26 protein-coding genes and 1 tRNA gene are annotated in these 24,056 nt (G+C 58.0%); 10 read left to right on the top strand and 17 right to left on the bottom strand.

Features of this window, described 5'->3' with window-relative positions; translation table 11 throughout:
• Positions 1-12 precede the first annotated feature (12 nt).
• The 7 genes from M2416_RS25985 (at position 13) to M2416_RS25955 (ending at position 4,969) form a co-directional block, all read left to right on the top strand.
• Positions 13-89: transfer RNA gene (locus M2416_RS25985), tRNA-Arg, on the top strand.
• Between the two features lie 277 nt (positions 90-366).
• On the top strand, positions 367-681 hold the full coding sequence (locus tag M2416_RS25980) for a BON domain-containing protein (RefSeq protein WP_041146864.1): 315 nt from the start codon (positions 367-369) through the stop codon (positions 679-681).
• 126 nt (positions 682-807) lie between these two features.
• Positions 808-1,374, top strand: a complete 567-nt coding sequence (gene yqaB / locus M2416_RS25975) for a fructose-1-phosphate/6-phosphogluconate phosphatase (protein ID WP_076946062.1) — start codon at positions 808-810, stop codon at positions 1,372-1,374.
• Entirely contained in the window at positions 1,371-1,799 is a 429-nt protein-coding gene (locus tag M2416_RS25970; protein WP_041146862.1) for a YqaA family protein, read from the top strand. The genes yqaB and M2416_RS25970 overlap by 4 nt, the downstream gene beginning before the upstream one ends.
• Positions 1,800-1,914: 115 nt before the next feature.
• Positions 1,915-3,471, top strand: a complete 1,557-nt coding sequence (gene gshA / locus M2416_RS25965; protein ID WP_076946063.1) for a glutamate--cysteine ligase — start codon at positions 1,915-1,917, stop codon at positions 3,469-3,471.
• 163 nt (positions 3,472-3,634) lie between these two features.
• Positions 3,635-4,150, top strand: coding sequence for an S-ribosylhomocysteine lyase (gene luxS, locus M2416_RS25960; protein ID WP_071844968.1), 516 nt, complete (start codon positions 3,635-3,637; stop codon positions 4,148-4,150).
• A 51-nt stretch (positions 4,151-4,201) separates the two neighbouring features.
• Positions 4,202-4,969 (top strand): AraC family transcriptional regulator, encoded by a 768-nt coding sequence (locus M2416_RS25955; protein ID WP_041146859.1) that lies wholly within the window; start codon positions 4,202-4,204, stop codon positions 4,967-4,969.
• On the opposite strand, the gene leuA is transcribed toward M2416_RS25955, so the two are convergent.
• From leuA to M2416_RS25895, 12 genes are all read right to left on the bottom strand, one after another.
• On the bottom strand, positions 4,948-6,624 hold the full coding sequence (gene leuA / locus M2416_RS25950; RefSeq protein WP_259227524.1) for a 2-isopropylmalate synthase: 1,677 nt from the start codon (positions 6,622-6,624) through the stop codon (positions 4,948-4,950). The two genes, M2416_RS25955 and leuA, sit on opposite strands and share 22 nt — an antisense overlap.
• A gap of 147 nt (positions 6,625-6,771) precedes the next feature.
• Positions 6,772-8,310 carry a multidrug efflux MFS transporter permease subunit EmrB gene (gene emrB / locus M2416_RS25945; RefSeq protein WP_041146857.1) on the bottom strand — a complete coding sequence of 513 codons (1,539 nt, stop codon included), beginning with the start codon at positions 8,308-8,310 and terminating at the stop codon, positions 6,772-6,774.
• A gap of 15 nt (positions 8,311-8,325) precedes the next feature.
• Positions 8,326-9,498, bottom strand: coding sequence for a multidrug efflux MFS transporter periplasmic adaptor subunit EmrA (emrA, locus tag M2416_RS25940; RefSeq protein WP_259227523.1), 1,173 nt, complete (start codon positions 9,496-9,498; stop codon positions 8,326-8,328).
• A 129-nt stretch (positions 9,499-9,627) separates the two neighbouring features.
• The gene (gene mprA, locus M2416_RS25935; protein ID WP_041146855.1) at positions 9,628-10,158 is read right to left on the bottom strand and encodes a transcriptional repressor MprA; all 531 of its coding nucleotides are present in this window, start codon (positions 10,156-10,158) and stop codon (positions 9,628-9,630) included.
• Between the two features lie 294 nt (positions 10,159-10,452).
• On the bottom strand, positions 10,453-11,448 hold the full coding sequence (proX, locus tag M2416_RS25930; RefSeq protein WP_259227522.1) for a glycine betaine/L-proline ABC transporter substrate-binding protein ProX: 996 nt from the start codon (positions 11,446-11,448) through the stop codon (positions 10,453-10,455).
• A gap of 71 nt (positions 11,449-11,519) precedes the next feature.
• Positions 11,520-12,584: a glycine betaine/L-proline ABC transporter permease ProW gene (proW, locus tag M2416_RS25925; RefSeq protein WP_076946065.1), complete on the bottom strand. Its 1,065-nt coding sequence runs from the start codon at positions 12,582-12,584 to the stop codon at positions 11,520-11,522.
• The gene (gene proV, locus M2416_RS25920) at positions 12,577-13,779 is read right to left on the bottom strand and encodes a glycine betaine/L-proline ABC transporter ATP-binding protein ProV (protein ID WP_041146852.1); all 1,203 of its coding nucleotides are present in this window, start codon (positions 13,777-13,779) and stop codon (positions 12,577-12,579) included. Before proV ends, proW begins: the two co-directional genes overlap by 8 nt.
• 356 nt (positions 13,780-14,135) lie before the next feature.
• Complete coding sequence (nrdF, locus tag M2416_RS25915) at positions 14,136-15,098, bottom strand: class 1b ribonucleoside-diphosphate reductase subunit beta (protein ID WP_259227521.1); 963 nt, start codon at positions 15,096-15,098, stop codon at positions 14,136-14,138.
• Between the two features lie 10 nt (positions 15,099-15,108).
• The gene (gene nrdE / locus M2416_RS25910) at positions 15,109-17,253 is read right to left on the bottom strand and encodes a class 1b ribonucleoside-diphosphate reductase subunit alpha (RefSeq protein ID WP_259227519.1); all 2,145 of its coding nucleotides are present in this window, start codon (positions 17,251-17,253) and stop codon (positions 15,109-15,111) included.
• Entirely contained in the window at positions 17,226-17,636 is a 411-nt protein-coding gene (gene nrdI, locus M2416_RS25905; protein WP_045857737.1) for a class Ib ribonucleoside-diphosphate reductase assembly flavoprotein NrdI, read from the bottom strand. Before nrdI ends, nrdE begins: the two co-directional genes overlap by 28 nt.
• On the bottom strand, positions 17,633-17,875 hold the full coding sequence (nrdH, locus tag M2416_RS25900) for a glutaredoxin-like protein NrdH (RefSeq protein ID WP_041146848.1): 243 nt from the start codon (positions 17,873-17,875) through the stop codon (positions 17,633-17,635). The genes nrdI and nrdH overlap by 4 nt, the downstream gene beginning before the upstream one ends.
• 184 nt (positions 17,876-18,059) lie before the next feature.
• The gene (locus tag M2416_RS25895; RefSeq protein WP_259227517.1) at positions 18,060-18,491 is read right to left on the bottom strand and encodes a carboxymuconolactone decarboxylase family protein; all 432 of its coding nucleotides are present in this window, start codon (positions 18,489-18,491) and stop codon (positions 18,060-18,062) included.
• Positions 18,492-18,660: 169 nt separating this feature from the next.
• Between M2416_RS25895 and pdxR the strand changes: the two genes are divergently transcribed.
• Positions 18,661-20,022: a MocR-like pyridoxine biosynthesis transcription factor PdxR gene (gene pdxR, locus M2416_RS25890; protein ID WP_259227516.1), complete on the top strand. Its 1,362-nt coding sequence runs from the start codon at positions 18,661-18,663 to the stop codon at positions 20,020-20,022.
• Positions 20,023-20,089: 67 nt separating this feature from the next.
• Here the strand turns inward: pdxR and M2416_RS25885 are convergent, their stop codons facing one another.
• Positions 20,090-20,416 carry a DUF883 family protein gene (locus M2416_RS25885; protein WP_041146846.1) on the bottom strand — a complete coding sequence of 109 codons (327 nt, stop codon included), beginning with the start codon at positions 20,414-20,416 and terminating at the stop codon, positions 20,090-20,092.
• A gap of 215 nt (positions 20,417-20,631) precedes the next feature.
• Here M2416_RS25885 and M2416_RS25880 point away from each other — a divergent pair, with 215 nt between their 5' ends.
• Positions 20,632-20,994 (top strand): DUF2002 family protein, encoded by a 363-nt coding sequence (locus M2416_RS25880; RefSeq protein WP_041146845.1) that lies wholly within the window; start codon positions 20,632-20,634, stop codon positions 20,992-20,994.
• Between the two features lie 120 nt (positions 20,995-21,114).
• Here the strand turns inward: M2416_RS25880 and alaE are convergent, their stop codons facing one another.
• Entirely contained in the window at positions 21,115-21,564 is a 450-nt protein-coding gene (alaE, locus tag M2416_RS25875; protein WP_076946071.1) for an L-alanine exporter AlaE, read from the bottom strand.
• 789 nt (positions 21,565-22,353) lie between these two features.
• On the opposite strand from alaE, the gene stpA reads away from it, so the two are divergent.
• Positions 22,354-22,749 carry a DNA-binding protein StpA gene (stpA, locus tag M2416_RS25870; protein ID WP_259227515.1) on the top strand — a complete coding sequence of 132 codons (396 nt, stop codon included), beginning with the start codon at positions 22,354-22,356 and terminating at the stop codon, positions 22,747-22,749.
• 67 nt (positions 22,750-22,816) lie between these two features.
• On the opposite strand, the gene M2416_RS25865 is transcribed toward stpA, so the two are convergent.
• From M2416_RS25865 to M2416_RS25855, 3 genes are all read right to left on the bottom strand, one after another.
• The gene (locus tag M2416_RS25865) at positions 22,817-22,996 is read right to left on the bottom strand and encodes a hypothetical protein (protein WP_045857751.1); all 180 of its coding nucleotides are present in this window, start codon (positions 22,994-22,996) and stop codon (positions 22,817-22,819) included.
• A gap of 129 nt (positions 22,997-23,125) precedes the next feature.
• Complete coding sequence (locus tag M2416_RS25860; protein WP_076946073.1) at positions 23,126-23,647, bottom strand: rhodanese family protein; 522 nt, start codon at positions 23,645-23,647, stop codon at positions 23,126-23,128.
• Between the two features lie 9 nt (positions 23,648-23,656).
• A complete protein-coding gene (locus tag M2416_RS25855) occupies positions 23,657-23,956 on the bottom strand; it encodes an ArsR/SmtB family transcription factor (protein WP_076946074.1) in 300 nt (99 codons plus the stop codon).
• Positions 23,957-24,056 lie beyond the last annotated feature (100 nt).

The following is a 24,056-nucleotide window of genomic DNA, read 5'->3' as shown; positions in this document are numbered from 1 at the left end:
GTTCCCCCTGATGCATCCGTAGCTCAGCTGGATAGAGTACTCGGCTACGAACCGAGCGGTCGGAGGTTCGAATCCTCCCGGATGCACCATCTTCTCCAAAGTAACCCCAACACGATTGCTTCATGGTCTGCGAAATCATCGCCAGCACCATCTTCTCCCAAAATAACAGCGATACAGTAATTTCACGGTCTGTGAAATAGCCCGCGTTCGCAAACCTTGTCGACAAATTTCCCCGTCAGGCACCGTTGTTTTGCCATTTCCGCACGCTCTTCTGTACTTTTTATATTGGCAAGTTGCTCTTTCCACTATAATTTACCCCTGTATATCGACCTGATTCGGGTGAGATGAGTGCAAGGAGAGAAATCCATGAAATGGTTCAAAGCAATACCTGCCTTTTGCGCGACGCTTCTGGTAGCCGTATCTCTGGCTGGCTGTGCCGGATCGTCCACTAAGGAAAGTACCGGGGGCTATATCGACGACACCGTCGTGACCACCAAAGTCAAAACCGCGCTGTTTAACGAAAAAGAGATTAAATCCTCTGAAATTAGCGTGCAGACCTTCAAAGGACGCGTTCAGCTGAGCGGCTTTGTTTCGTCGCAGACCGATGCGAATCGCGCCGTGGAGGTGACCCGCAGAGTGCAGGGCGTTCGTTTGGTTGAGAATGATTTGAAAATCAAATAAGCCGGTGCACCGCTATGATAAAGGCGCCCTGTGGCGCCTTTGCTGCTTCTGCCCCCGCCTCCGCCCGCGACAATATGCGCCTTTTGCGATAAAGTAATCGTTCCTTAACCGGTTTGTGAGAACACGATGTACGAACGTTACGCAGGACTTATCTTTGATATGGATGGCACAATCCTTGATACCGAGCCGACGCATCGTAAGGCCTGGCACGAGGTTCTGGGTCGTTACGGAATGCGTTTCGACGAGCAGGCGATGGTCGCGCTCAACGGTTCTCCGACCTGGCGTATTGCCCAGGTCATTATCGAGCTGAACAAGGCGGATGTCGATCCCCATCGCCTGGCTTTGGAAAAAACCAACGCCGTCAAGGCGATGCTGTTGGATAGCGTGCGTCCCTTACCGCTGATTGAGGTGGTCAAAGAGTGGCACGGCCGCCGCCCGATGTCGGTTGGCACCGGCAGCGAAAGCGCCGTTGCGGAGGCTCTGCTGGCCCATCTCGGCCTGCGTCACTACTTCTCCGCGGTGATTGCCGCCGATCACGTCACCAACCACAAGCCTGCTCCTGATACCTTCCTGCTGTGCGCCGAGCGCATGGGCGTTGCGCCGGAAAAATGCGTGGTGTTTGAAGACGCGGACTTTGGTCTGCAGGCCGCACGGCGCGCGGGGATGGATGCTGTCGACGTTCGGCTGCTGTGAGCGACGCGCTATCGCTGATATCGCTGTTTGCCAGTAGCTTTCTCAGCGCCACGCTGCTTCCCGGTAACTCGGAAGTTGTGCTGGTTGCTATGCTACTAACGGGAGCGAGTCAACCGTGGGCGCTGGTATTAATAGCAACAATCGGCAATAGCCTTGGAGGGGTAACTAACGTTATTCTGGGGCGCCTGTTTCCGCTGCGCAAAACGTCGCGCTGGCAGGAGAGGGCATCCGGCTGGCTAAAGCGCTACGGCGCGGTCACATTATTATTAAGCTGGACGCCGGTGATCGGCGATTTGCTGTGTTTACTGGCGGGATGGATGCGCATTTCCTGGGGACCAGTGCTCTTTTTTTTATGCCTTGGTAAAGCGCTACGCTATATCGTCATTGCGCTGGTCACGCTTCAGGGCATGACATGGTGGCACTAATTGTGGAGCTGAGGCACTCCCGGCAGGCGGTAACAATAACCTTTGCTGGAATAACCTGGATGGTCACCATTACAATTATGCTTATTCAAATGATTTCGACAGGCGGGAGGTCAAATTGATCCCGGACGTATCACAGGCGCTGGCCTGGCTGGAAAAAAATCCGCAGGCGCTAAAGGGCATTCATCGCGGCCTTGAGCGCGAAACGCTGCGCGTTAACGCCGACGGCTCGCTGGCCACTACCGGCCATCCTCAGGCATTGGGTTCGGCGCTGACCCACAAATGGATTACCACCGATTTTGCCGAAGCTTTGCTGGAGTTTATTACGCCGGTTGATGGCGATATTCAGCACATGCTCACTTTTATGCGCGATGTTCATCGCTATACCGCCCGCCATCTCGGCGATGAGCGGATGTGGCCGCTGAGCATGCCTTGCTATATTGCCCCGGGCCAGGATATCGAGCTGGCGCAGTACGGCACCTCGAATATTGGCCGTCTGAAAACGCTGTACCGCGAAGGGCTGAAAAACCGCTACGGCGCCCTGATGCAAACCATCTCCGGCGTGCACTACAACTTCTCCCTGCCGATGGCGTTCTGGCAGGCGAAGTGCGGCGTTGAGGATGAAGAAAGCGGGAAAGAGGCGATTTCGGCGGGCTATTTCCGCTCGATCCGCAACTATTATCGCTTTGGCTGGGTGATCCCGTATCTGTTCGGGGCGTCTCCGGCAATCTGCTCCTCTTTCCTGCAGGGGAAACCGACCACCCTGCCGTTTGAGGAAGCGGAAAACGGCATGTACTACCTGCCGTACGCGACCTCCCTGCGCCTGAGCGACCTCGGCTATACCAATAAGTCGCAAAGCAATCTCGGAATTACGTTTAACGATCTGCAGGAGTATGTGGCAGGATTGAAGCGGGCGATTAAAACGCCGTCGCAAGAGTATGCGGAAATTGGCCTCGAGAAAGACGGTAAGCACCTGCAAATTAACAGCAACATCCTGCAGATTGAAAACGAACTCTATGCGCCCATTCGGCCGAAACGCGTGACCCGCAGCGGCGAGACGCCGTCTGACGCGCTGCTGCGCGGCGGTATCGAATATATCGAAGTGCGTTCACTGGATATCAACCCGTTCTCGCCGATTGGCGTTGACGAGCAGCAGGTGCGCTTCCTCGATCTGTTTATGGTCTGGTGCGTGCTGGCCGATGCGCCGGAGATGAGCAGCGACGAGCTGCTGTGTACGCGCACAAACTGGAACCGGGTGATCCTTGAAGGGCGTAAGCCTGGCCTGACGCTGGGAATTGGCTGCGAAAGCGCGCAGTTCCCGCTGGCTAAGGTGGGGAAAGACCTGTTCCGCGATTTGCGCCGCGTTGCGCAGATTCTGGACGGCATTCACGGCGGCGACGCCTATCAGCAGGTGTGCGACGAGCTGGTTGCCAGCTTCGACAATCCGGAATTAACTTTCTCAGCGCGCATTCTGCGTTCTATGCTTGAAGAAGGGATTGGCGGCACCGGTAGGGAGCTGGCCGATCGATATCGTACGATGCTGCGCGAAGAGCCGCTGGAGATTTTACGCGAAGAGGATTTCATTACCGAGCGTGAAGCGTCAGCCGTGCGTCAGCAGAAGATAGAAGCGGAAGATAGCGAACCGTTTGCCGCTCTGTTAGCGAGACACGCGTAGCTAAAAGCGGTACAAAAGAAAAAGGCCACATCAATGTGGCCAAACTTTCATCTCTGATTCAGGGATGATGATGATAATAAATGCGCGTCTTTCACATACTCAGACTAGCGGGTGTAAAAAGAGTTCATTTTATTTTAAAAAAAATCACTATCGGAGGTGAAGAATGCCGTTGTTAGATAGTTTCACAGTCGACCATACCCGAATGGAAGCCCCTGCGGTGCGCGTCGCGAAGAAAATGAACACGCCGCACGGCGACGAAATTACCGTTTTCGATCTGCGTTTTTGCATACCGAATCAGGAAGTGATGCCGGAAAGAGGCATTCACACGCTTGAGCACCTGTTCGCCGGCTTTATGCGCGACCACCTCAACGGTAAGGGTGTGGAAATTATCGACATCTCTCCGATGGGCTGCCGCACGGGCTTCTATATGAGCCTGATCGGTACGCCGGACGAGCAGCGCGTAGCGGATGCCTGGAAAGCGGCAATGGCCGACGTGCTGAAGGTCAAAGAGCAGAACCAGATCCCCGAGCTCAACGTTTACCAGTGCGGCACCTACACCATGCACTCGCTGGAAGAAGCTCAGGACATCGCGCGTCATATCCTTGAGCGCGACGTGCGCATCAACAGCAATGACGAGCTGGCGCTGCCGAAAGAAACGCTGCAAGAACTGCACATCTAGTGCTTCTGCCACGGCCCGGCGCTTGCGTCGGGCCGATATCCTCACACCGCGATGACGACGACCTCCCGCTTCTCCTTTCAGCATCGTTCCCTGGTGCCCTTTGCCCATGATTACGCCCATGGCGATAGCGAGCCGTGGCATCAGCACGACTGCGTCCAGCTGCTGCATATCCTGAGCGGCGTGGTGCGGGTAGAGACGCCGGTGGGCTACTGGGTGGTCCCGCCGGGGCGCGGGGTGTGGCTGCCGGCGGGGACGCCCCACGCGCTGCGAATCACCGGCAAAGTCGCGGCGCGCACGCTGTTTATCGATCCTCTTGCTCGCGCCGATCTGCCGTCATCGTGCCAGATCGTGCAGATCTCCCCGCTGCTGCGCGAACTGATCGTCACCTCGCTGACGCTGGCGGAACGCTACGATCCCGGCAGCCGCGACGAGCGCGTCTATGAATTAATTCTTGATGAGATCCGCGGCATGACCGTACTGCCGTTTGGCCTAATCGAACCGCAAAGCGAGGCGCTGCGCCGGCTGTGCCAAAAGGTTCGCGAAACGCCGGGCGACGCCTGGAGCAGCCTCCAGGCGGCAAAAGAGAGCAATATGAGCGAGCGGACGCTCAGCCGCCACTTCCAGCAGCAAACCACGCTGACCTGGAGCGAATGGGTGCGCCGGGCGAAGCTGATGGAAGCGCTAGTGCGCCTGGCGCAGGGACAGTCGGTCCTGCGGGTGGCGCTGGACCTTGGCTACGGCAGCCACAGCGCCTTCAGCGCCATGTTCCGCCGGGTGATGGGGATGGCTCCCAGCGATTACTTCCGCTCGCCGGAGTGATGGCCGCCGCTGAGCGCATTGCACAGCGCCTGCAGCGAGGCGCGGGCGACATCGTTATCAATCCCGACCCCCCAGCGGCTGTCGCCATTCGGCAAGACGCAGCGGATATAGGCCACCGAACGGCTGTCGCTGCGCTCGCCGAGGGTATGCTCGTGATAATCCTTAATCACAAACTGTTGCTTAAGCAGCGCGCTCAGCCCGTTTGCCGCGGCAGAGAGCAGCCCGTTGCCGTGCCCCTGCAGCCTGCGGGTCTCACCGTAGGCCCTGAGCGTCGCCTGCAGCGAGAGCTGGCCGTCCTGCTGGCTGTCGCTTTTATAATCCAGCAGCGTCAGCGGCGGTACCGCCACCAGGCCGTAGCGCTCGCGGAACAGCTGCCACAGGGCGTTTTGCGTCATCTCTTTGCCGTGGCTATCGGTTTCGCGCTGCACGTGCAGGCTGAAATCCTGCTGCAGCATGCGCGGCAGCTTTAAGCCGTGATTCTGCTCAATCAGCCACGCGCTGCCGCTCTTACCCGACTGGCTGTTGACGCGGATAACCGCCTCATAGCTGCAGCCGATATCCTGCGGGTCGACGGGCAGGTAGGGCATCTGCCAAACTTCGCCGGGCCGACGCGCGTCGAAGCCTTTCTTAATCGCATCCTGATGCGAGCCGGAAAAGGCGGTGTAGGCGAGGCTTCCGGCCCACGGATGACGCGGGTGAACCGGCAGCTGGTTGCAGTTCTCGACGATCTCAACGACCCGCTTCATCTCCGGGAAGGTGAGCTGAGGGTCGACGCCCTGGCTGTAGAGATTCATGGCGAGGGTGACCAGACAGACGTTCCCGGTGCGTTCGCCGTTACCAAACAGGCAGCCTTCAACGCGATCGGCGCCGGCCATCACCGCCAGCTCGGCGCTGGCAACGCCGGTCCCGCGGTCATTATGCGGGTGGACGCTGATGCAGACGTCGGCGCGTCGTGAGAAGTGACGGCAAAAATACTCGATTTGATCGGCATAGACGTTGGGGGTATTGACCTCCACGGTAGCGGGCAGGTTGATGATCATCGGGCGTTCGGCGCAGGGCTGCCAGATTTCCGCCACCGCTTCGCAGATCTCCAGCGCAAACTCCGGTTCGGTAAAGCAGAAGGTTTCCGGCGAGTACTCGTACTGCCAGCGCGTTTGCGGCTGCCGTTCGCACTGCTCGCGGATCAGCCGGGTGGCGCGGGTCGCCAGCTCAACCACCTGCGCTTTTTCCATGCCGAAGACCAGCCGGCGGAAAAGCGGCGCGGTGGCGTTATACAGGTGTACGGTGGCGCTGTGGGCGTCGCGCAGCGCTTCGAAGGTGCGCAGGATTAAATCCTCCCGCGCCTGGGTCAGCACCTGAATGGTGACGTCCTCGGGGATACGCTGCTCCTCAATCAGCTGGCGAACGAAGTTGAAATCGGTCTGCGATGCGGACGGAAACGCGACTTCAATCTCTTTGAATCCACACTCCAGCAGCAGGTTCCAGAACTGCAGCTTGCGCGCGCCGTCCATCGGCTCCGCCAGCGCCTGGTTGCCGTCGCGCAGGTCGGTAGAGAGCCAGCGCGGCGCGTGGGCGATCTGCCGGTCCGGCCAGCGGCGGTCGGGCAGGGATATGACCGGCGAGGGGCGATACTTTTGGTGAGGACTTTTCAGCATGATGAGCTCCTTGGGTTGGAGCTTTATCCTGCACGACAAGGGGAGCGGGGCGCTTTAGCGAAGTGGACAGAAACTAGCGCAAAGTGGACAGGCGGGCGTATTTCTCCGCCAATAAAAAAGGGATCCGCAGATCCCTTAGTATTAACGCTAGTGAGCCCCGCCACCGCCACCGCCCGCGCTGAACGGAGGCTTGGCAAACCACACCAGGCTTAGCAGAAGGATAAAGATACCCGCCGAGACCCAGAATATTTCGTTGGCGGAAATAATCAGCCCCTGGTTGGTTATCTGCTGGGCTATCCAGCCGGACGCCTGCTGTTGGGTCATCCCCAGGCCCTGCAGCTGGTCATACATCTGCTGAGCGTTAGGGTTGTAGGGCGTGACCGATTCGGTGAGCTGCGCATGGTGCAGCGCCTCGCGGTTGGTCCACATGGTGGTGGTTATCGAGGTACCGATAGAGCCCGCCAGCGTACGGGTAAAGTTCGACAGGCTCGAAGCCGCCGCCAGCCTGTCCGGCGACAGGCCGGAAAGGGTGATGGTGGTCAGCGGCATAAAGAAGCAGGCCACCGCGAAGCCCTGGATAAACTGCGGCCAGGCCGAGGCGCCGAAGTCCATCCCCGGTTCGAAGGTCCATGCGCGCCAGTAGAAGCACACCGCATACATAATAAAGCTGAAGGTCACCAGCCGACGCATATCGAGCTTATGGGCAAAGCGGCCGATAATCGGCGAGAGGATAACCGGGATCACTCCCACCGGCGCCGACGCCAGACCCGCCCAGGTCGCGGTGTAGCCGTAGACCTCCTGCAGCAGCTGCGGCAGCAGAACGATAGCGCCGAAGTAGAGCATATAGGCGAGGCTGATGCACAGACAGCCGATGGTGAAGTTTCGCGACTTAAATAGCGAAAGGTCGACTATCGGGTTGTCGTCGGTAAGCTCCCAGACGATAAGGAAGCTGATGGCCACCACCGCCACCACCGTCAGGACGACAATCTCCGTGGAGGCGAACCAGTCCAGCTCCTTGCCACGATCGAGCATCACCTGCAGGCTGCCGATACCAATCACCAGCAGCGCCAGCCCGACGCCGTCAATGCGCCGCTGCTCGGTGCGGGTTTCCCGACTGCGCAGGGTTTGCAGCGTCATGACCACCACGGCAATACCGATCGGAACGTTGATAAAGAATATCCAGCCCCAGTGGTAGTTGTCGCTGATATAGCCGCCGAGGATCGGCCCGCAGATGGGCGCCACGATAACCGTCATCGACCACAGCGCCAGGGCGATGGAGCGTTTTGCCGGCGGGTAGTTGCTGAGCAGCAGGCTCTGCGATAGCGGGATCAGCGGGCCGGCGACGATCCCCTGAATCACGCGGAAGAAAATCAGCATCGTCAGGCTGTTGGACATGCCGCAGGCCCAGGAGGCGATGGCAAACGCCACCGTCGACCACAGGAACAGCTTCACTTCCCCCACGCGTTTTGCCAGCCAACCGGTTATCGGAATGGAGATGGCGTTGGCCACCCCAAACGAGGTAATCACCCAGGTGCCCTGGCTCAGGGATGAGCCAAGGTTACCGGCGATGGTTGGGATAGCCACGTTGGCGATAGTGGAGTCCAGCACCTGCATGAAGGTCGCAAGCGACAGCGCGATGGTCATGATGACCAGCTGCGCGCCCTCCAGCGGTTTTTGCTGTTGCATTACGCTCACCCCGAATTATCCGGCGTTAGCCTGGATGATGCCGTTGATCAGTTTGTTTACCGGGTCGAGCGCGATTTCACGGGCATTGCTTTCATACACCGGAGACTTGCGCGTCTCGTTCGCCAGCATCTCACCGCCGCGGTTGGTGGTATCCACCTCAACCAGCGTAGAGAGGCCAATACGCAGCGGGTGCGCCGCCAGCTGCTTCTCATCGAGCTCGATACGTACCGGCAGACGCTGGACGACTTTAATCCAGTTCCCGGTGGCGTTCTGCGCCGGCAGCAGGGAGAAGGCGCTGCCGGTCCCCATATCCAGCCCCACGACCTTACCGGTGTATTTCACCTCGTCGCCGTAGATATCGCTGATGACGGTAGCCGGCTGGCCGATGCGCATATGCGCCAGCTGGGTCTCTTTAAAGTTGGCGTCGACCCACAGATTGGTTGCCGGCACGACCGCCATCAGCGGAGTGGTCTGGCTTATCTGCGCGCCGGGCTGCACCGAACGGCGGGAAACGTAGCCGCTAATCGGGCTGACGATCTGCGTACGCTGCAGGGCCAGCCAGGCGTTACGGACGTCGGTGGCCGCCTGCAGAACGGCAGGCTGCTGCTCGAGAGGCGTCCCCAGAACGATGGCCTGGTTAGCGTTAAACTGCTGCACCGCCACGTCGAGCTCGGCCTGGGCGCTGGCGACGGTATCGCGAGCGTGCTGGAGCTCCTCGCGGCCGATCAGGTTAGCGGCGCCCAGAGGGATACGGCGGTTGAGGTCGGTTTGCGCCTGCGAGAGCGCGGTTTTTTTGACGTCGATGTTGGCCTGCAGCTGCTTGCTGTTGATCATCGACTGGCGGGTTTGCCGCACGCTGGCGGCCAGCTGGGTTTGCGCTTTCTCAAACGCCTGCTGGGCATCGGTCTGATCGAGGGTGACCAGCGTATCGCCTTGCTGCACAAAATCGGTGTTGTCGGCCCACACTTTCGTCACGCTGCCGGACACCTGGGCCATAATCTGCACCTGATTCCCTGCCACATAGGCGTCATCGGTCTCTTCGTAATGACGCAGTACCAAAAACCAATAAATCCCATATGCCACGGCAACAATAATAAAGAGCAATGTCAGCAGCAGAAGGGCGCCCTTGCGCTTCCCTTTCTTGCTGCCCGGTTGCTGCGGGATTTGGCTCTCCGCATTTGCGCTCATGTTATTCTCCACGATCTTATTATTTTACATCGGCTGGGCCGACCTGTTTATCAGAAAGGCCAGCAGAAGATCTGCTGGCCTGGTCTGTTTTTCCTTGTCAATTCAGAAAGATTTCGAGCGGTTCCGCGCCTAGCGCAGTGACTCCGCAAGCACGCCGTCTTCTTCCATCTGGTCAAGACGACCAAGCAGTTTACGGGTGATGTGCTCGAGCTGATCTTTTTCGCTGGTGCTTAAAGAAGACCAGAGCTGATGCAGGCAGTTGTGCTGCGGAGGCAGAACCTCGCGCAAAAACTGATGGCCTTTGTCGGTAAGCTGCAGATGCAGACAGCGGCGATCGTTATCGCTTTCACGGCGTTCAATCCAGCCGCGTTTTTCCAGCTCGTCGGCAATACGCGTGGCGTTGGTGCGTGATGACCCCAGGGCGCAGCTCAGCTCGGAGGGCTGAATGCTGTGGTTTTCCTGAGATTCCAGGGTTATCAGCGCCATAAATAATGTCTCGTTAATTCCCTGCGCTTTCAGCATTTTATTGCGATTTTCCAGTAGCTTACCTTGCATGTGCATGCAGAGGCGAGTTAACAGAATCTCCTGGAAAGGGAAATCTTCGTGACGGCTGGCGCGGAATTTGAGCATTTGCTCAATGGGAGTAAACGAACTATCCATTTGGGTATGACCTCATTAATTACAGCCGATATAATAACTATTGTGACAAATAAATCAAATGAATTATTGACTAAAATTGATACGTTAAACCTATAGCCAGAAGAGAAATCTCTTTGCCGGTTCGTAGGTTAGCGCACATGGGGGACGGGAGATAGGGAGGCGGCGGGAGCGAAGAAGATTTGCTGGAACAACAACACAGGAGGCGGTACCCGGGCAGGGCGCAGAAGGCACTGCCCGGGAACCTCCGGCGGCGTGATGCGCGCCGGAGCTGCATGGCAATCTGACGAGGGAAGATTATTTCTGCGCCGCCAGCGCCTCTTTCAGCCAGCCGTCAAACTGCTGCTGGTGGGCTTTGATCCAGCCGTCAACGTGGCCCTGGATATCCGCTTCTGAAGCGTGACCTTCGTGCATCATCGCGTTCTCGGCGTTAATGTCGGCAATCGGCAGCTTCATGATGCTGAACAGCTTCGCCGCCGCCGGGTTTTTCTCGGCCCAGGCTTTGTTCGCCACAATGTGCATGGTGCTCACCGGGAAGCCGTAGTTGGCGCCGTTAGCCAGTTTGGTATCGATGTTCTTCTGCACGCCCGGCAGGGAGGAGAACGGCACCTGCAGCCAGACCACATCTTTACCCGGCTTCAGCACGTCGCTGACCCAGTACGGCGTCCAGGTGTAATAAATCACCGGCTTGCCTTCTTTATAGCGGGCAATGGTATCAGCCATCATCGCGGCATAGTTACCCTGGTTGTGCACCACGGTGTTGCTCAGGCCATAGGCATCAATCTGATGGTTAATCACCGCTTCACAGCCCCAGCCCGGCGTACAGCCGGTGAGATCGGCCTTGCCATCGCCGTTGGTATCAAACAGTTTGGCGATTTTCGGGTCTTTCAGCTGATCGATGGATTTAATGTGATACTGCTCGGCGGTTTTCTTATCAATCAGGTAGCCCTGCGCCGCGCCGTTCACAAAAACGCCTTCGCGGTAGAAGCTCTTGTCACCGCCTGCCGCGGCGTACATATCGTCATGCAGCGGCTGCCAGTTAACGGCGGTAAAGGTGGCGTCGCCGGAGGCGAGCGAGGTGTAGCCGACGTTATAGTCAACTTCACTCGGCTTATCGACGGTGTAGCCCAGCTTCTCCAGCGCGCGGCTGACCAGCAGGGTCTGGAAAGTCTCTTCGGTGATGGTGCTCTGAATCGGTTTGACGGTGATGCCTTTACCCGGCAGGTCGGCGGCAACGGCGCCGGTAGAAAGGAGAGCGGTGAACGCTGTGGCAAGAATTGCTGTATGTCGCATCGTTGTTCCTCATAAATAAGAAAGGATGACTGCTGGCCCGGCAGGCGCAATGCCGCCGGGCAATGAGATGATTATTTACTGAAGGGACGGGTGATTAGCCCCAGCGGGCCGGTGGTGTACCAGCGGCGGCTGCCGCGGCTGCGCGAGTCGCGCCCAACGGCCTGGGTCAGGCGGTCAAGAATGATGGCGAGGATAACAATCCCGACGCCGCCCACGCTTGCGAGGCCCATATCAAGGCGGCCGATCCCGCGCAGTACCATCTGGCCGAGGCCGCCGACGGCGATCATCGAGGCGATTACCACCATCGACAGCGCCAGCATCAGCGTCTGGTTGACCCCGGCCATAATGGTCGGCATCGCCAGCGGCAGCTGAACTTTAAACAGCAGCTGGCGCGGGCTGGCGCCGAAGGAGCGCGAGGCTTCAATCAGATCCGCCGGCACCTGGTTAATCCCCAGAATAGTCAGACGCACGATGGGCGGCAGGGCAAAGATAATGGTCACCACCACGCCTGGAACGTTACCGATCCCGAACAGCATAACGATGGGCACCAGGTAGACGAACGCCGGCGTGGTCTGCATGGCATCGAGCAGCGGACGAATAATTTTGGCCGCGCGCGGGCTCCGCGCCAGCCAGATCCCAAGCGGCAGGCCGATCAGCATACAGAACAGCAGGGCGGTCAGCACCAGCGCCAGGGTGACCATCGCCTGCGACCAGGCGCCGATAGCGCCGATGGCCACCAGCGAAATCAGCGTGGCGACGCCCATGCCGACGCTGGAGATCTGCCAGGCGATCAGGGCGAATATCACAATCGCCACCGGCGCGGGCATCCCTAACAGCAGCTGCTGGAAGGCGCTGAGTATATAGTCAACCGGCACGCGGATCCCCTGGAACAGCGGACGGAAGTGCATCACTATCCAGTCGATACCGTGCGTCACCCAGCTGTCCAGCGGGATCAGCGTTTTATGGAACGGGTCCATAATGTTGAAATGTTCCGGCTGCGGCGCCGGGGCGCTGGTCAGCCAGTCTGCACCGCCGCCGTCGGCAGGTGCGGCGGCCGGAGTGCCCCAGGCATCGGCAGATTGTGCGGCGCTATCCGCCGCCGGTGCGGTATCCCACGGGTTAGATTGATCAGCCATTGTTTGCCCCCTCGCGATCTAAAGCCTGCAGCAGCATTCGTTTAGAAATGATGCCGATATACTGTTGCCCTTCATCCACAACCGGCACCGCGCACGGTGCCTGGCCTACGTGGGAGAGCAGGTCGCTAAGCGACGTTTGCGCATCCACCGCCAGCGGGGAGTCGAGTAACGCCGCGTCAATTCCCTGACCTTCGCTCAGCGCGGATTTCAGCGAATCAATGGAGACAATGCCGACAAACTTATTACCGCGCTCAATCACATAGCCATATTCGCGGTCTTCATCCTGGAGTAATTTCAGCGCCGAACGGGGGCCAAAGCCCGGCGTTTTACGAATTAAGCCAACCGGGCTGCGGCGGGCAATATCTTTGGCGCTGAATACCTGACTAATATCGACGCCGCGGAAGAAGGTTTTCACATAATCATTAGCCGGATTATTGAGGATTTCATCGGGAGTCCCGACCTGAATAACCTCGCCATTTTGCATGATGGCAATCCGGTCGCCGATGCGCATGGCTTCATCAAGATCGTGGGAAATAAAGACCACGGTACGCTGATGTTTGGCCTGTAATTTGGTCAGCTCATCCTGCATTTCGGTGCGAATTAAGGGATCGAGGGCCGAGAAGGCTTCATCCATTAACAGGATATCGGGGTTAATCGCCAGCGCGCGGGCGAGCCCGACGCGTTGACGCATCCCGCCGGAGAGTTCATCCGGATAAGCGTGAGCGTAGTTTTCCAGACCGACCTGGCGCAGCGCCTCCAGCGCTTTCTCCTGGCGCTGCTGGGTGGAAAGACCCGCCAGCTCCATGCCAAAGGCGGCATTGTCCAGCACGGTCATGTGCGGCATGAGCGCAAATGATTGAAAAACCATTGCGATCTTTTTTCTGCGCACCTCGCGCAGCTCGGATTCTGAGATTTTGGCGATATCCACGCCGTCAATCAGCACCTGTCCGCGGGTGGGTTCAATCAGGCGATTGAGAAGGCGAACCATGGTGGATTTTCCCGATCCGGAAAGCCCCATGATGACGAATATCTCGCCTTCTTCAATGGTCAGACTGGCATCTTTGACGCCAAGTGAAAGCCCCGTTTTTTCCAGCAGTTGTTCTTTGGTAAATCCTTTTTCAATATATTTGAACGCTCGCTGCGGATGCTCGCCAAATATCTTATAGAGATTCTTAATTTCTAATTTAATTGCCATGCAATAGAGAGTTTCCCGTTATTTGTATTATGTCGATATGGTACCTGGTGGAGATAATTACCTTTTTACACCCTAACATACTCAGATTCTGTGACAACCCTCAATGTCCACGAATGGCCGATATGGCACGGGGCCAATGCCGGCGCACTCCCCGTGATATAAGGGCTGAGCGTTGATTTCGCACCGGTAATATTTTTAATATTCTCTGGGTAATTATTGGCAGATTTGCGGGGGTTGGGCTGAATATGACAGGAAGATTTCGCGAGAATAGCAGAACGGATAATGGTGTGATGAATAGAAATAATGTGAAATAGATCACCAGGAATCGAGTGAATATATTCCTGGTGAAAGTAAGGTTAAAAGTCCCAGTCGGCGTCGGCGGTTTCTTCGGTTTTACCCATCACGTAGGACGATCCTGAGCCGGAGAAAAAGTCGTGGTTTTCATCGGCGTTTGGCGAGAGCGCGGCGAGGATCGCCGGATTGACCGCGGCCATTTCCGCCGGGAACAGCGCCTCATAGCCGAGGTTCATCAGCGCCTTGTTGGCGTTGTAGCACAGGAAGGCCGTGACCTCCTCAGCCCAGCCGCTTTCGGCGTACAGCTGCTGGGTGTAGGCCAGCTCGTTATCGTACAGATCCATCAGCAGGTCGAGGGCGAAATTCTTCAGCTCCTCGCGCTTTTCGGCGCTGACTTTTTCCAGCCCTTTTTGATATTTGTAGCCGATGTAATACCCGTGCACCGCCTCGTCGCGGATGATCAGGCGAATCAGATCGGCGGTGTTGGTCAGCTTGCCGCGGCTGGAGAAGTACATCGGCAGCCAGAATCCGGAATAGAAGAGGAAGGATTCGAGGAAGACGCTGGCGATTTTCTTCTTCAGCGGCTCGTCCGCCCGGTAATACTCCAGCATCAGCTCGGCTTTGCGCTGAAGCGGGGCATTCTCTTCGCTCCAGGCGTAGGCGGCATCGACGTCTTTAGTCTGGCACAGGGTGGAGAAAATCGAGCTGTAGGAGCGGGCGTGCACCGCCTCCATAAAGCTGATATTCGACATCACCGCCTCCTCGTGCGGGGTGAGGGCGTCGTTCATCAGCGCCGGCGCGCCGGCGGTATTCTGAATGGTATCGAGCAGCGTCAGGCCGGTGAAAACGCGGATGGTCAGCTGCTGCTCCATCGGGCTGAGGGCCTGCCACGCGGGGATATCGTTGGACAGCGGCACCTTCTCCGGCAGCCAGAAGTTGCTGGTCAGGCGGTTCCACACCTCGAGGTCCTTGTCGTCCTGAATCTTATTCCAGTTAATGGCGCTAATGCGCGATAGATGGGTCATCGGGTTCTCCTTACAGCGCGCAGGACACGCAGCCCTCAATTTCGGTACCTTCCAGCGCCAGCTGGCGCAGGCGGATGTAGTAGAGCGTCTTAATGCCTTTTTTCCACGCGTAAATCTGCGCCCGGTTGATATCGCGGGTGGTGGCGGTATCGGGGAAAAAGAGCGTTAAAGAGAGCCCCTGATCGACATGTCGCGTGGCCTCGGCGTAGGTGTCGATAATTTTTTGCGGGCCAATCTCATACGCGTCCTGGTACAGGGCCAGGTTGTCGTTGGTCATAAACGGCGCCGGATAGTAAACCCGCCCTGTCTTGCCCTCTTTGCGGATCTCTATCTTCGAGACGATCGGATGGATGCTCGAGGTCGCGTGGTTGATATAGGAGATCGAGCCGGTGGGCGGCACCGCCTGCAGGTTGCGGTTATAGATCCCGTAACGCATCACGTCCTCGCGCAGCTGCTGCCACATGTGGCGGTCGGGCAGGGCGATGCCGGCGCGGGCGAACAGCTCGCGGACCTTCGCCGTCTTCGGCTGCCAGTCGCCCTGCAGATACTGCTGGAAATACTCCCCGCTGGCGTAGCGCGATTGCGAGAAGCCGGCGAAACGCTGACCGCGCTCGCGCGCCATCAGCATCGAGGTGTGCAGCGCATGCCAGGTCACGGTGTAAAAATAGAGGTTGGTGAAGTCCAGCCCCTCCGGGCTGCCGTAGGCGATGCCCTCCCGCGCCAGATAGCCGTGCAGGTTCATCTGCCCCAGCCCGATGGCGTGAGAGGCCGCGTTGCCGGCCGCCACCGAAGGCACCGAGCGAATGTCGCTCATGTCGGACACCGCCGTCAGGCCGCGAATGGCGACTTCAACCGTGCGCGCAAAGTCGGGTGAATCCATGGTATGGGCGATATTTAACGAGCCGAGATTGCAGGAGATATCCTGGCCGACGCTGGCGTAATCGAGGTTTTCGTCAAAGGTCGAGGGGGTGTTGACCTGCAAAATTTCCGAGCACAGGTTGCTCATGTTGACCCGTCCGGCAATCGGGTTGGCGCGGTTGACGGTGTCTTCAAACATGATGTACGGGTAGCCGGACTCAAACTGAATCTCTGCCAGCCGCTGGAACAGATCGCGGGCGCGGATCCAGCGCTTGCTGACCCGCTCGTCGGCGACCAGCTGCGGGTACATCTCGCTGACGGCGATATCGCCAAACGCTTTACCGTACAGCCGCTCGACGTCGTAGGGCGAGAACAGCGCCATCTGCGCGTCGTCTTTCGCCAGCTGGAAGGTGACGTCCGGGATAACGACGCCGAGCGACAGGGTTTTAATGCGGATTTTCTCATCGGCGTTTTCGCGCTTGGTGTCGAGGAAGCGCAGGATATCCGGATGATGCGCGTGCAGATAGACCGCCCCGGCCCCCTGGCGCGCGCCGAGCTGGTTGGCGTAGGAGAAGGCATCTTCCAGCATTTTCATCACCGGGATCACCCCCGAGGACTGGTTCTCGATGCGCTTAATCGGCGCGCCGGCCTCGCGCAGGTTCGACAGCAGGAAGGCCACGCCGCCGCCGCGTTTGGAGAGCTGCAGCGCCGAGTTCACCGCCCGGCCAATCGACTCCATGTTGTCTTCGATGCGCAGCAGGAAGCAGGAGACCAGCTCCCCGCGCTGCTGCTTGCCGGCGTTCAGGAAGGTCGGGGTTGCCGGCTGGAAGCGCCCGCTGAGGATCTCATCGGTCAGCTGGCGGGCGAGGGTTTCGTCGCCCTGCGCCAGGCTTAGCGCCACCATGCAGGTGCGGTCGGCGAAGTGCTCAAGGTAGCGCTTGCCGTCGAAGGTTTTCAGCGTATAGCTGGTGTAGAACTTCCAGGCGCCGAGAAAGGTCTGGAAACGGAAACGGTAGCCGTGGGCCTGCTCAAACAGCGCGAGGACGAAACGTTGGTCGTAGCGGGCAAGCACGCTGGCGTCGTAGTAGCCTTCGGCCACCAGCCACTCCAGCTTATCGTTCTGGCTGGCGAAAGAGACGGTGTTAGCCTCGACGTGGGTTGCCATAAAGGCGTCCACCGCCTGGCGGTCCTTGTCAAACGGGATCCGCCCGCTGCTGTCGTACAGATTCAGCATGGCGTTGAGGGCGTGGAAATCCGGCGCCTCTGCGGTTAGACGTTCTGCGGTTGTTGTTGCCAAAATTCGCTTACTCCTTTACGCACGTTGTCGACATCTTGTGGGGTGCCCATCAGCTCAAAGCGATAGAGGTACGGCACGCTGCATTTCTGCGCGACAACGTCGCCGGCCCGGCCGTAGGCGTCACCGAAGTTGCGGTTGCCTGCGGCGATGACGCCACGAATTAACTGACGATTGTGGGGATCGTTTAAAAAGCGGATCGCCTGGCGCGGCACGGCGCCTGCGGTTCCGCCGCCGCCGTAGCTGGGGACGATGAGAATATAGGGCTCGTCTACCTGGATCCGCTCCCGCTCGTTAAGCGGAATGCGCACCGCGGGCAGCCCCAGACGCTGGACGAACCGGTGCGTATTTTCGGAGCTGCTGGAGAAGTAGACGATGAGGCTCATGCGCTGGCCGCCGCGACGGGACGCAGGCGATTGATCATATCCGGACGGAAGCCGGACCAGCGGGTCTCGCCGGCAATCACCACCGGCAACTGGCGAAATCCCTGCTCGCGCAGCATCTCTGCGGCGTCGGGATGCTGCTCGATGTTGACCATCTCGAAGGCAAACCCGCGGCTCTCCATGGCGCGCTTTGTCGCATGGCACTGAACGCAGTCATTTTTAGTGTAAATAGTAATGCGCATGATTCGTATTTCCATTTAAGATAACAGAACGGCGCCAAAAAGCGCAGCGGTTGGTATCGGTTAACTGTTCAGGAAATACTAGATGTAGTTGTAAAAAAGTTCAACCACGCAATATATAGCGTTTTAAAATAAGAAAAACCCCCAGGGAGCGATCCCGTGAGGGCGGGGGCGGCCGGGCGTAAAACTACAGGCGCATGCTGACGGCAAGGCGGTTAAAGGCGTTCATCAGGCTGATGGCGAAGGTTAAATCGCTTATCTGACGCGGGTTAAAATGATCCAGCAGCGGCAGATAAACCTCATCTTCCGCATGGCTGCTGGCGATGTAGGTTACCGATTCGGCCCACGCCAGCGCCGCGCGCTCCGCGGCATCAAAGTGGGCGCTTACCCGCCAGCCGGCCAGCGCGTCGAGGCGGCCCTGGGCGACGCCGGATTTTCTCAGCGCTTTACTGTGCATCTCGAGGCAGAAGGCGCAGCCGTTTATCTGCGAAACGCGCAGGTAAACCAGCTCCAGCAGCGTGCCGTCGAGCTCGCTTTTTTCCAGCGCAACTTTCGCCTGTACCAGCGCGTTATAGACTTCCGGGCTCAGTTCGTTATAGGGCTGACGCAGTGTGTTCATTTTTCTCTCCACATGAAGAGCTATCCCTTAGGCTGCCCGGGACCTCGCGGCGGGCCCGGGTGGACGTCAACGGCGACGTCGGGTGAGATAGTCTCTAAGACGGCAGCCAAAATAGCACTATAATGGACTGCAAAAGATAGCCATATTTTAATGAAAAAAGCAGACCATAATGGAAGCCAAAAAAGCGCCGCACTATCAGCGTATCGCCCGGCAGCTGAAATCCGCCATTGAGCGCGGCGAGCTGCCGCCGGGCAGCCGCCTGCCCGCCAGCCGGGTCTACGCTCAGGAGCTCGGCGTCTCGCGGGCGACGGTGGAAAACGCCTGGGGTGAGCTGGTGGCTCAGGGATGGCTTGAGCGGCGCGGCCAGGCGGGAACCTTCGTCAGCGAGCGCCTCAGCCCGCAGCAGGCGGCGCCGACGCGCCTGGCGGCCGGCAGCGAGCCGACCGCGCCCCTGCCGTTTAAAATGGGCCTGCCGGCGCTGGATCTTTTCCCGCGCGGCCTGTGGGCGCGGGTGATGGGCCGGCGCCTGCGCACGCAAACCCGCTTCGATCTGGCGCCGGGAGAGCCCTGCGGTGAACCGATCCTTCGCCGGGCGATTGTCGATTATCTCCGCCTCTCGCGCAGCATTGAGTGCCAGTCGGAGCAGGTGCTGGTGACCGGCAGCTATGCCGCATCGATGACGCTGATCCTGCGCACCCTGGCCCGGCCCGGGCAGGCCATGTGGATGGAGGATCCCGGCTTTCCGCTGATCCGTCCGGTGGTTACGGGGCAAAATGTGGTCATTAATCCGGTCCCGGTCGATGATGAAGGTATGGACGTGGATCACGCGCTGCGCTGCTTTCCAAAGGCGCACTTCGCGCTGCTGACGCCCGCTCACCAAAGCCCGACCGGCGTTGCGCTCTCGCTTGAGCGGCGCCGGCAGCTGCTGGCCTGGGCGGCGCAAAACGACGGCTGGATTATCGAAGATGATTACGATAGCGAATTTCGCTATCGGGGCAAGCCGCTGCCGCCGCTGAAAAGCCTCGATGCCCCGCAGCGCGTGATTTACTGCGGAACGTTCAGCAAATCACTCTTTCCCGCGCTGCGTGCCGCGTGGCTGGTGGTTCCCCCACCGCAGGTTGACGCATTTCGTCGTCAGGCGGAGCTGATGAGCTGCAGCGTTCCGACGCTGTGGCAGCAGACGCTGGCCGATTTTATTCAGGAAGGTCATTTCTGGCGCCATCTGAAAAAAATGCGCGCCAGCTACGCCCTGCGCCGTCAGTGGCTGGAGTCGGCGCTGGCGGCCGCCGGCTTTGCGGTGGTTCCGCAGCTGGGCGGCATTCAGCTGGTGATTGCGACGCGCGGCGACGACCGGCTGCTGGCGCGGCGGGCAAGAGAGGCGGGGCTGGACGTTCAGGCGCTGAGCGACTGGCGGATGCAGAGCCGCGGTGAGGGAGGACTGCTGGTGAGTTTTACCAATCTGACCTCCCCGGAGATGGCCGCTGACCTCGTGCGGCAGCTCGGGCAGGCCGTACGCGGCGGTGCGAAATAAAAAACCCCTGCATACCGACGGCATACAGGGGTTGACGCGTATTTGTTATCTTCGTCTTACGTTTATATTATCGACGTAAATTCAGCAATACGCCAATAAATAGCCCAACGGCGGCGGCGGCGCCGACGCTCTGCCAGGGTTTGTCACGCACGTAGGTATCGGCGCAGCCGGCGGCGTCACGGGCGGCCTGCTGAACGCGGTTGTTACCGTTAATGCGCGCGCGGGTCTCTTTCAGCAATGCCTGCGCCTTTTTGCGCGCAGCGTCCGCTTCGTCTTTTGCATCGCTGCCCCACGATTTCAGCACTTCTTCCAGCGTATCCGCTAATTGGCTGACATCGTTATGAATATCCTCAGCGCTTTCATCTACATTGTTGCGATTCACACGGTTGGCCATTGATTTCTCCCTTAATATCATCGATACCCGCCATACTTAAGGTTGTGCCTACGCTGCTGTCGTATTGCAACCAGAATTATTTAGGGTAGAGCCATTAAGTGTAGGACAAGATTTTGAATTATGCTTTAAATCGTGGTTTCTGGAATTTTCCGAAAGCCCTGCCAATCAAGAATAAGGTAAGGTAAATGTGCGGTAAAAGATAACGAGGAATGAGTATGTATTTAAGACCCGATGAGGTGGCGCGTGTTCTTGAAAAAGCCGGCTTCACCATGGATGTTGTGACGCAAAAAGCGTACGGCTATCGCCGTGGCGATAATTATGTTTATGTGAACCGCGAAGCGCGCATGGGGCGTACCGCTTTAATTATTCATCCGGCGCTGAAAGAGCGCAGCAATACGCTGGCGGACCCCGCTTCGGATATCAAGACCTGCGATCATTACGAGCAGTTCCCGCTCTATTTAGCCGGTGATGCGCAGCAGCATTATGGTATTCCACACGGATTCAGCTCTCGTATTGCGCTTGAGCGCTTTCTGAGTGGCTTATTTGGCGAAGCGCAGCCGACGATGTCCCATAGTTAACTCATAGTTAACCGGCGGATTTGCGCATTAACGTGCGGGCAGATTACCGCTGGGGGATGATAACAAGGAAGTGGATGCAGTGAGCGACTGGCGCGGGCCAGTCGCTGGTTGGTCAGCGGCTCAGGCCTTGGCCTGGCGGTAGGCGCTGACGCGGAACAGGCGGCGACAGTAATCAAGAAAGTAGCCATACGCCGCGCCCATCAGCATTGAAACGATGATATTCGAACTCACCGCCGCGGCAATCTGATGCCAGTCGGCACCCACGACAAACAGAATCGCGACGTACACCGGCGACTGGAAGGTCACATAGGCGACAACGTCGGCAACATTCTTCATCCAGCCTGTAGGGCTGATATGGCGCGCCAGGCGCATCGCGCGGTCGCGGTAAAAACCGTAGGGCACCGCAATAATAATGTTTACCGGAATAGCGACCAGACGTGACGATAACGACTGCTCAAAAGTCATTCCGGAGAGGAAAATCTCGATCATCATGTTTACGACGGTGCAGTACACGACCATCGCAAAGGTGTCTGCTACCGCATGACGCAAGCGGGACTGCGCAGAGAACATCGGTATGCTCCTCGAAAATAGAGTCTGTTACGCCAAAAAATGCGCGCTGTTATAGCGTTTTTGGGATGCCTGTAATGATTCGAGTAGGTTATATCTCTAGCTTGAAGGTGGCAACTAGCTGTAAATTTTTATTTAATGGCTTTTTGTCTATAAAATACTCTGTGGAAGGCTGTTCGCTGAGCGTTTCGTTAGTTTTATGCTGGTTGTCGTTTTTATTGTTAATTATCAATAGGTTAATATTGTTATGGTTGTGTTGCAAAAAAGATAATGCTGATGGGGTAGCCCTTAGCCAGCGCGATCTTCGCAGAGAAACGTGATGCTCATCACTTTTAGATTTATTTGGCTATTCCTGGCGAATAACTCAGCATAAGATGCTGTTATGGGCGTTTTTTTTCATTCGCCATTAATGAATGCTTATGCAGGCCCCGGCCGACGTAGCGCACTTCGCCCCTGGCGATATTATGCTAAGGCTTTGTGCATCCCCACTATATACGCATGACGGAGCAGGCGCGCGGCTCAGGGATATTCCTGTTGCGCATCGACGCGCCCTGAGGAGTAATATCAGCGGGCGGTTTGCCGTTACGCTAATCTGAATAACTCGCAGCGGTTGGCGCTATATTGAACCCAGCCCGTAAAAGCCTGCCGCCTGGGTCGTGTATAAATTAATTCACAACGGAATTATCTTTCTGTATTTATACGGGGATATTAAAGGTGGTAATAAATAATCTCAGCTATTAACATGGTCAGGTAATTTTGTTTTATTTGTTATCCGGAGTTTTTTGAAAATTTATGTCTTTAATGTTACAGAAACTGAATAATATCCGCTCGCTGCGGACCATCACGCGTGAATTCTCCATTGACGCTCTTGACGATATGCTGGAAAAACTCAGGATCGTCACTGAAGAAAAACGTACCCGGCAGCAGGCTGAGCATGCGCAGAAAGCTGAATATCAGGAAAAAATTAGCACCTGGCTGGAGCTGATGATGGCCGATGGCATTACGCCTGATGAGCTGCTGGGCCAGAAGACATCGCCGGGAACGAAAGCGCGGCGGCCGCGTCCGGCAAAATATCGTTTTATCGATTTTAACGGTCTGGAAAAAACCTGGACCGGCCAGGGCCGCATGCCGAAGCCGATCGCCCGGGCCATCTCTGCGGGTAAAACCCTCGAGAGCTTCCTGATTTAATATTTATCCCGCCGCGGCAGGCTCTCTGCACCAGGGGAAATAACGGTGGGGTGACCCACCGTAAATATCAGCAAACGCCAAAATCGCCGTCTTCGGTATAGGGCGTAACGTCGGCCGCTTTGAGGGTAAATTTCTCGCCCTGCTCGTTGCTGGCCTGCACGGCGACAATGTGATCGTCGTTGACGGCCACCACTTTAAGCTTTGGACCGCCCGTTCGCGGCTGTACCAGATCGCCAGGTGAATACATTATCTCTCTCCTCTGCATGAATAATCCGACGCCTCATCCTGCTATCTGCCGTGATCCTGCGTCGCGATTGCGGATATTAACCATAGCTCAGCCGAACGGCAGGAGACAACTGACCTGAGGGGGTAGATATCAGCGTCGGTTCCACGGCATCACCGCCAGCAGCCGCGCCATGCCGCAAAAGCCGGTGATACCGGCGAAGGTCAGCCCGGCGCCGACCAACGCGCTCAGCAGGAAAAAGCCGCTGCCGAAGCCGTATCCCAGCACCACGCCGAGGAGTATTAGCCCGCCGGCGGCGATCTGCACCTGACGCATCAGCGGCAGCGGCTGCGATTTATCTTCTGTGACCGGCAGGCCCGCCGCTTTCCAGGCCTGGATGCCACCGGCCAGCAGCCTGACCTGCGCCGGAGCGGCGGCCGCCAGCAGGCGAATGGCGTTGTTTTGCGTCCGCGAGCCGGCCTGGCAGTGGAAAATAATCGTCTCATCGGCGGTGGTGTGCAGCGTCGCGCCGCCGTTCAGGGCGCTGAGCGGGACCAGCTCGGCGTCGGCAATGTGCTCGCGGGCATACTCATCGGCGTCGCGAATATCAATTAATCTGGCGCCCCGGGCGATTTGCGTCCGGGCTTCTTCGGGAGAAAGGGCGGTGATAGTCATGACGGCTCCTTAAGGGCAATAGATGGCCTTCAGCGTGGCGATAATCTGCTGGACGGCAGGATCGGTGATGAAGTAATGGATGCGCTGCGCCTCGCGCCTGCTGTCGATGAGGCCTTCGTCGCGCATACGCGCCAGATGCTGTGAGGTGGCGGAGGGGCTCAGGCCGGTGATCCGCGCCAGCTCGCCGGCGCTGGCCTGCGGCGCGTCGCAAAGCATGCACAGAATCATCAGCCTGTTGGGGTTGCTCATTGCTTTTAACAGGGCCGCGGCTTCCCCGGCGCTGACCTGCAGCTGCTGTGGTGTGTTCATCTCTTTATTTTAGCATTGCCTAAATTTAGCTTATTCTAAAATAAAGGGGCGCAGTACGCCAGCGCGGATATCGGCCTATTTACGTCGTAGCGGCGGCGGG

It is taken from the genome of Klebsiella sp. BIGb0132 (genome assembly GCF_024810075.1).
GTDB lineage: Bacteria > Pseudomonadota > Gammaproteobacteria > Enterobacterales > Enterobacteriaceae > Klebsiella > Klebsiella terrigena.
This window is presented reverse-complemented; position numbering and strand designations above follow the sequence as displayed.

Bases quoted from the DNA above. Each gene is read 5' to 3' on its own strand.
- M2416_RS25980 (WP_041146864.1), top strand. From the start codon at position 367: ATGAAATGGTTCAAAGCAATACCTGCCTTTTGCGCGACGCTTCTGGTA.
- yqaB (WP_076946062.1), top strand. From the start codon at position 808: ATGTACGAACGTTACGCAGGACTTATCTTTGATATGGATGGCACAATC.
- luxS (WP_071844968.1), top strand. From the start codon at position 3,635: ATGCCGTTGTTAGATAGTTTCACAGTCGACCATACCCGAATGGAAGCC.
- M2416_RS25955 (WP_041146859.1), top strand. From the start codon at position 4,202: ATGACGACGACCTCCCGCTTCTCCTTTCAGCATCGTTCCCTGGTGCCC.
- leuA (WP_259227524.1), bottom strand. From the start codon at position 6,624: ATGCTGAAAAGTCCTCACCAAAAGTATCGCCCCTCGCCGGTCATATCC.
- emrB (WP_041146857.1), bottom strand. From the start codon at position 8,310: ATGCAACAGCAAAAACCGCTGGAGGGCGCGCAGCTGGTCATCATGACC.
- emrA (WP_259227523.1), bottom strand. From the start codon at position 9,498: ATGAGCGCAAATGCGGAGAGCCAAATCCCGCAGCAACCGGGCAGCAAG.
- mprA (WP_041146855.1), bottom strand. From the start codon at position 10,158: ATGGATAGTTCGTTTACTCCCATTGAGCAAATGCTCAAATTCCGCGCC.
- proX (WP_259227522.1), bottom strand. From the start codon at position 11,448: ATGCGACATACAGCAATTCTTGCCACAGCGTTCACCGCTCTCCTTTCT.
- proW (WP_076946065.1), bottom strand. From the start codon at position 12,584: ATGGCTGATCAATCTAACCCGTGGGATACCGCACCGGCGGCGGATAGC.
- proV (WP_041146852.1), bottom strand. From the start codon at position 13,779: ATGGCAATTAAATTAGAAATTAAGAATCTCTATAAGATATTTGGCGAG.
- nrdF (WP_259227521.1), bottom strand. From the start codon at position 15,098: ATGACCCATCTATCGCGCATTAGCGCCATTAACTGGAATAAGATTCAG.
- nrdI (WP_045857737.1), bottom strand. From the start codon at position 17,636: ATGAGCCTCATCGTCTACTTCTCCAGCAGCTCCGAAAATACGCACCGG.
- nrdH (WP_041146848.1), bottom strand. From the start codon at position 17,875: ATGCGCATTACTATTTACACTAAAAATGACTGCGTTCAGTGCCATGCG.
- M2416_RS25895 (WP_259227517.1), bottom strand. From the start codon at position 18,491: ATGAACACACTGCGTCAGCCCTATAACGAACTGAGCCCGGAAGTCTAT.
- pdxR (WP_259227516.1), top strand. From the start codon at position 18,661: ATGGAAGCCAAAAAAGCGCCGCACTATCAGCGTATCGCCCGGCAGCTG.
- M2416_RS25885 (WP_041146846.1), bottom strand. From the start codon at position 20,416: ATGGCCAACCGTGTGAATCGCAACAATGTAGATGAAAGCGCTGAGGAT.
- M2416_RS25880 (WP_041146845.1), top strand. From the start codon at position 20,632: ATGTATTTAAGACCCGATGAGGTGGCGCGTGTTCTTGAAAAAGCCGGC.
- alaE (WP_076946071.1), bottom strand. From the start codon at position 21,564: ATGTTCTCTGCGCAGTCCCGCTTGCGTCATGCGGTAGCAGACACCTTT.
- stpA (WP_259227515.1), top strand. From the start codon at position 22,354: ATGTCTTTAATGTTACAGAAACTGAATAATATCCGCTCGCTGCGGACC.
- M2416_RS25865 (WP_045857751.1), bottom strand. From the start codon at position 22,996: ATGTATTCACCTGGCGATCTGGTACAGCCGCGAACGGGCGGTCCAAAG.
- M2416_RS25860 (WP_076946073.1), bottom strand. From the start codon at position 23,647: ATGACTATCACCGCCCTTTCTCCCGAAGAAGCCCGGACGCAAATCGCC.
- M2416_RS25855 (WP_076946074.1), bottom strand. From the start codon at position 23,956: ATGAACACACCACAGCAGCTGCAGGTCAGCGCCGGGGAAGCCGCGGCC.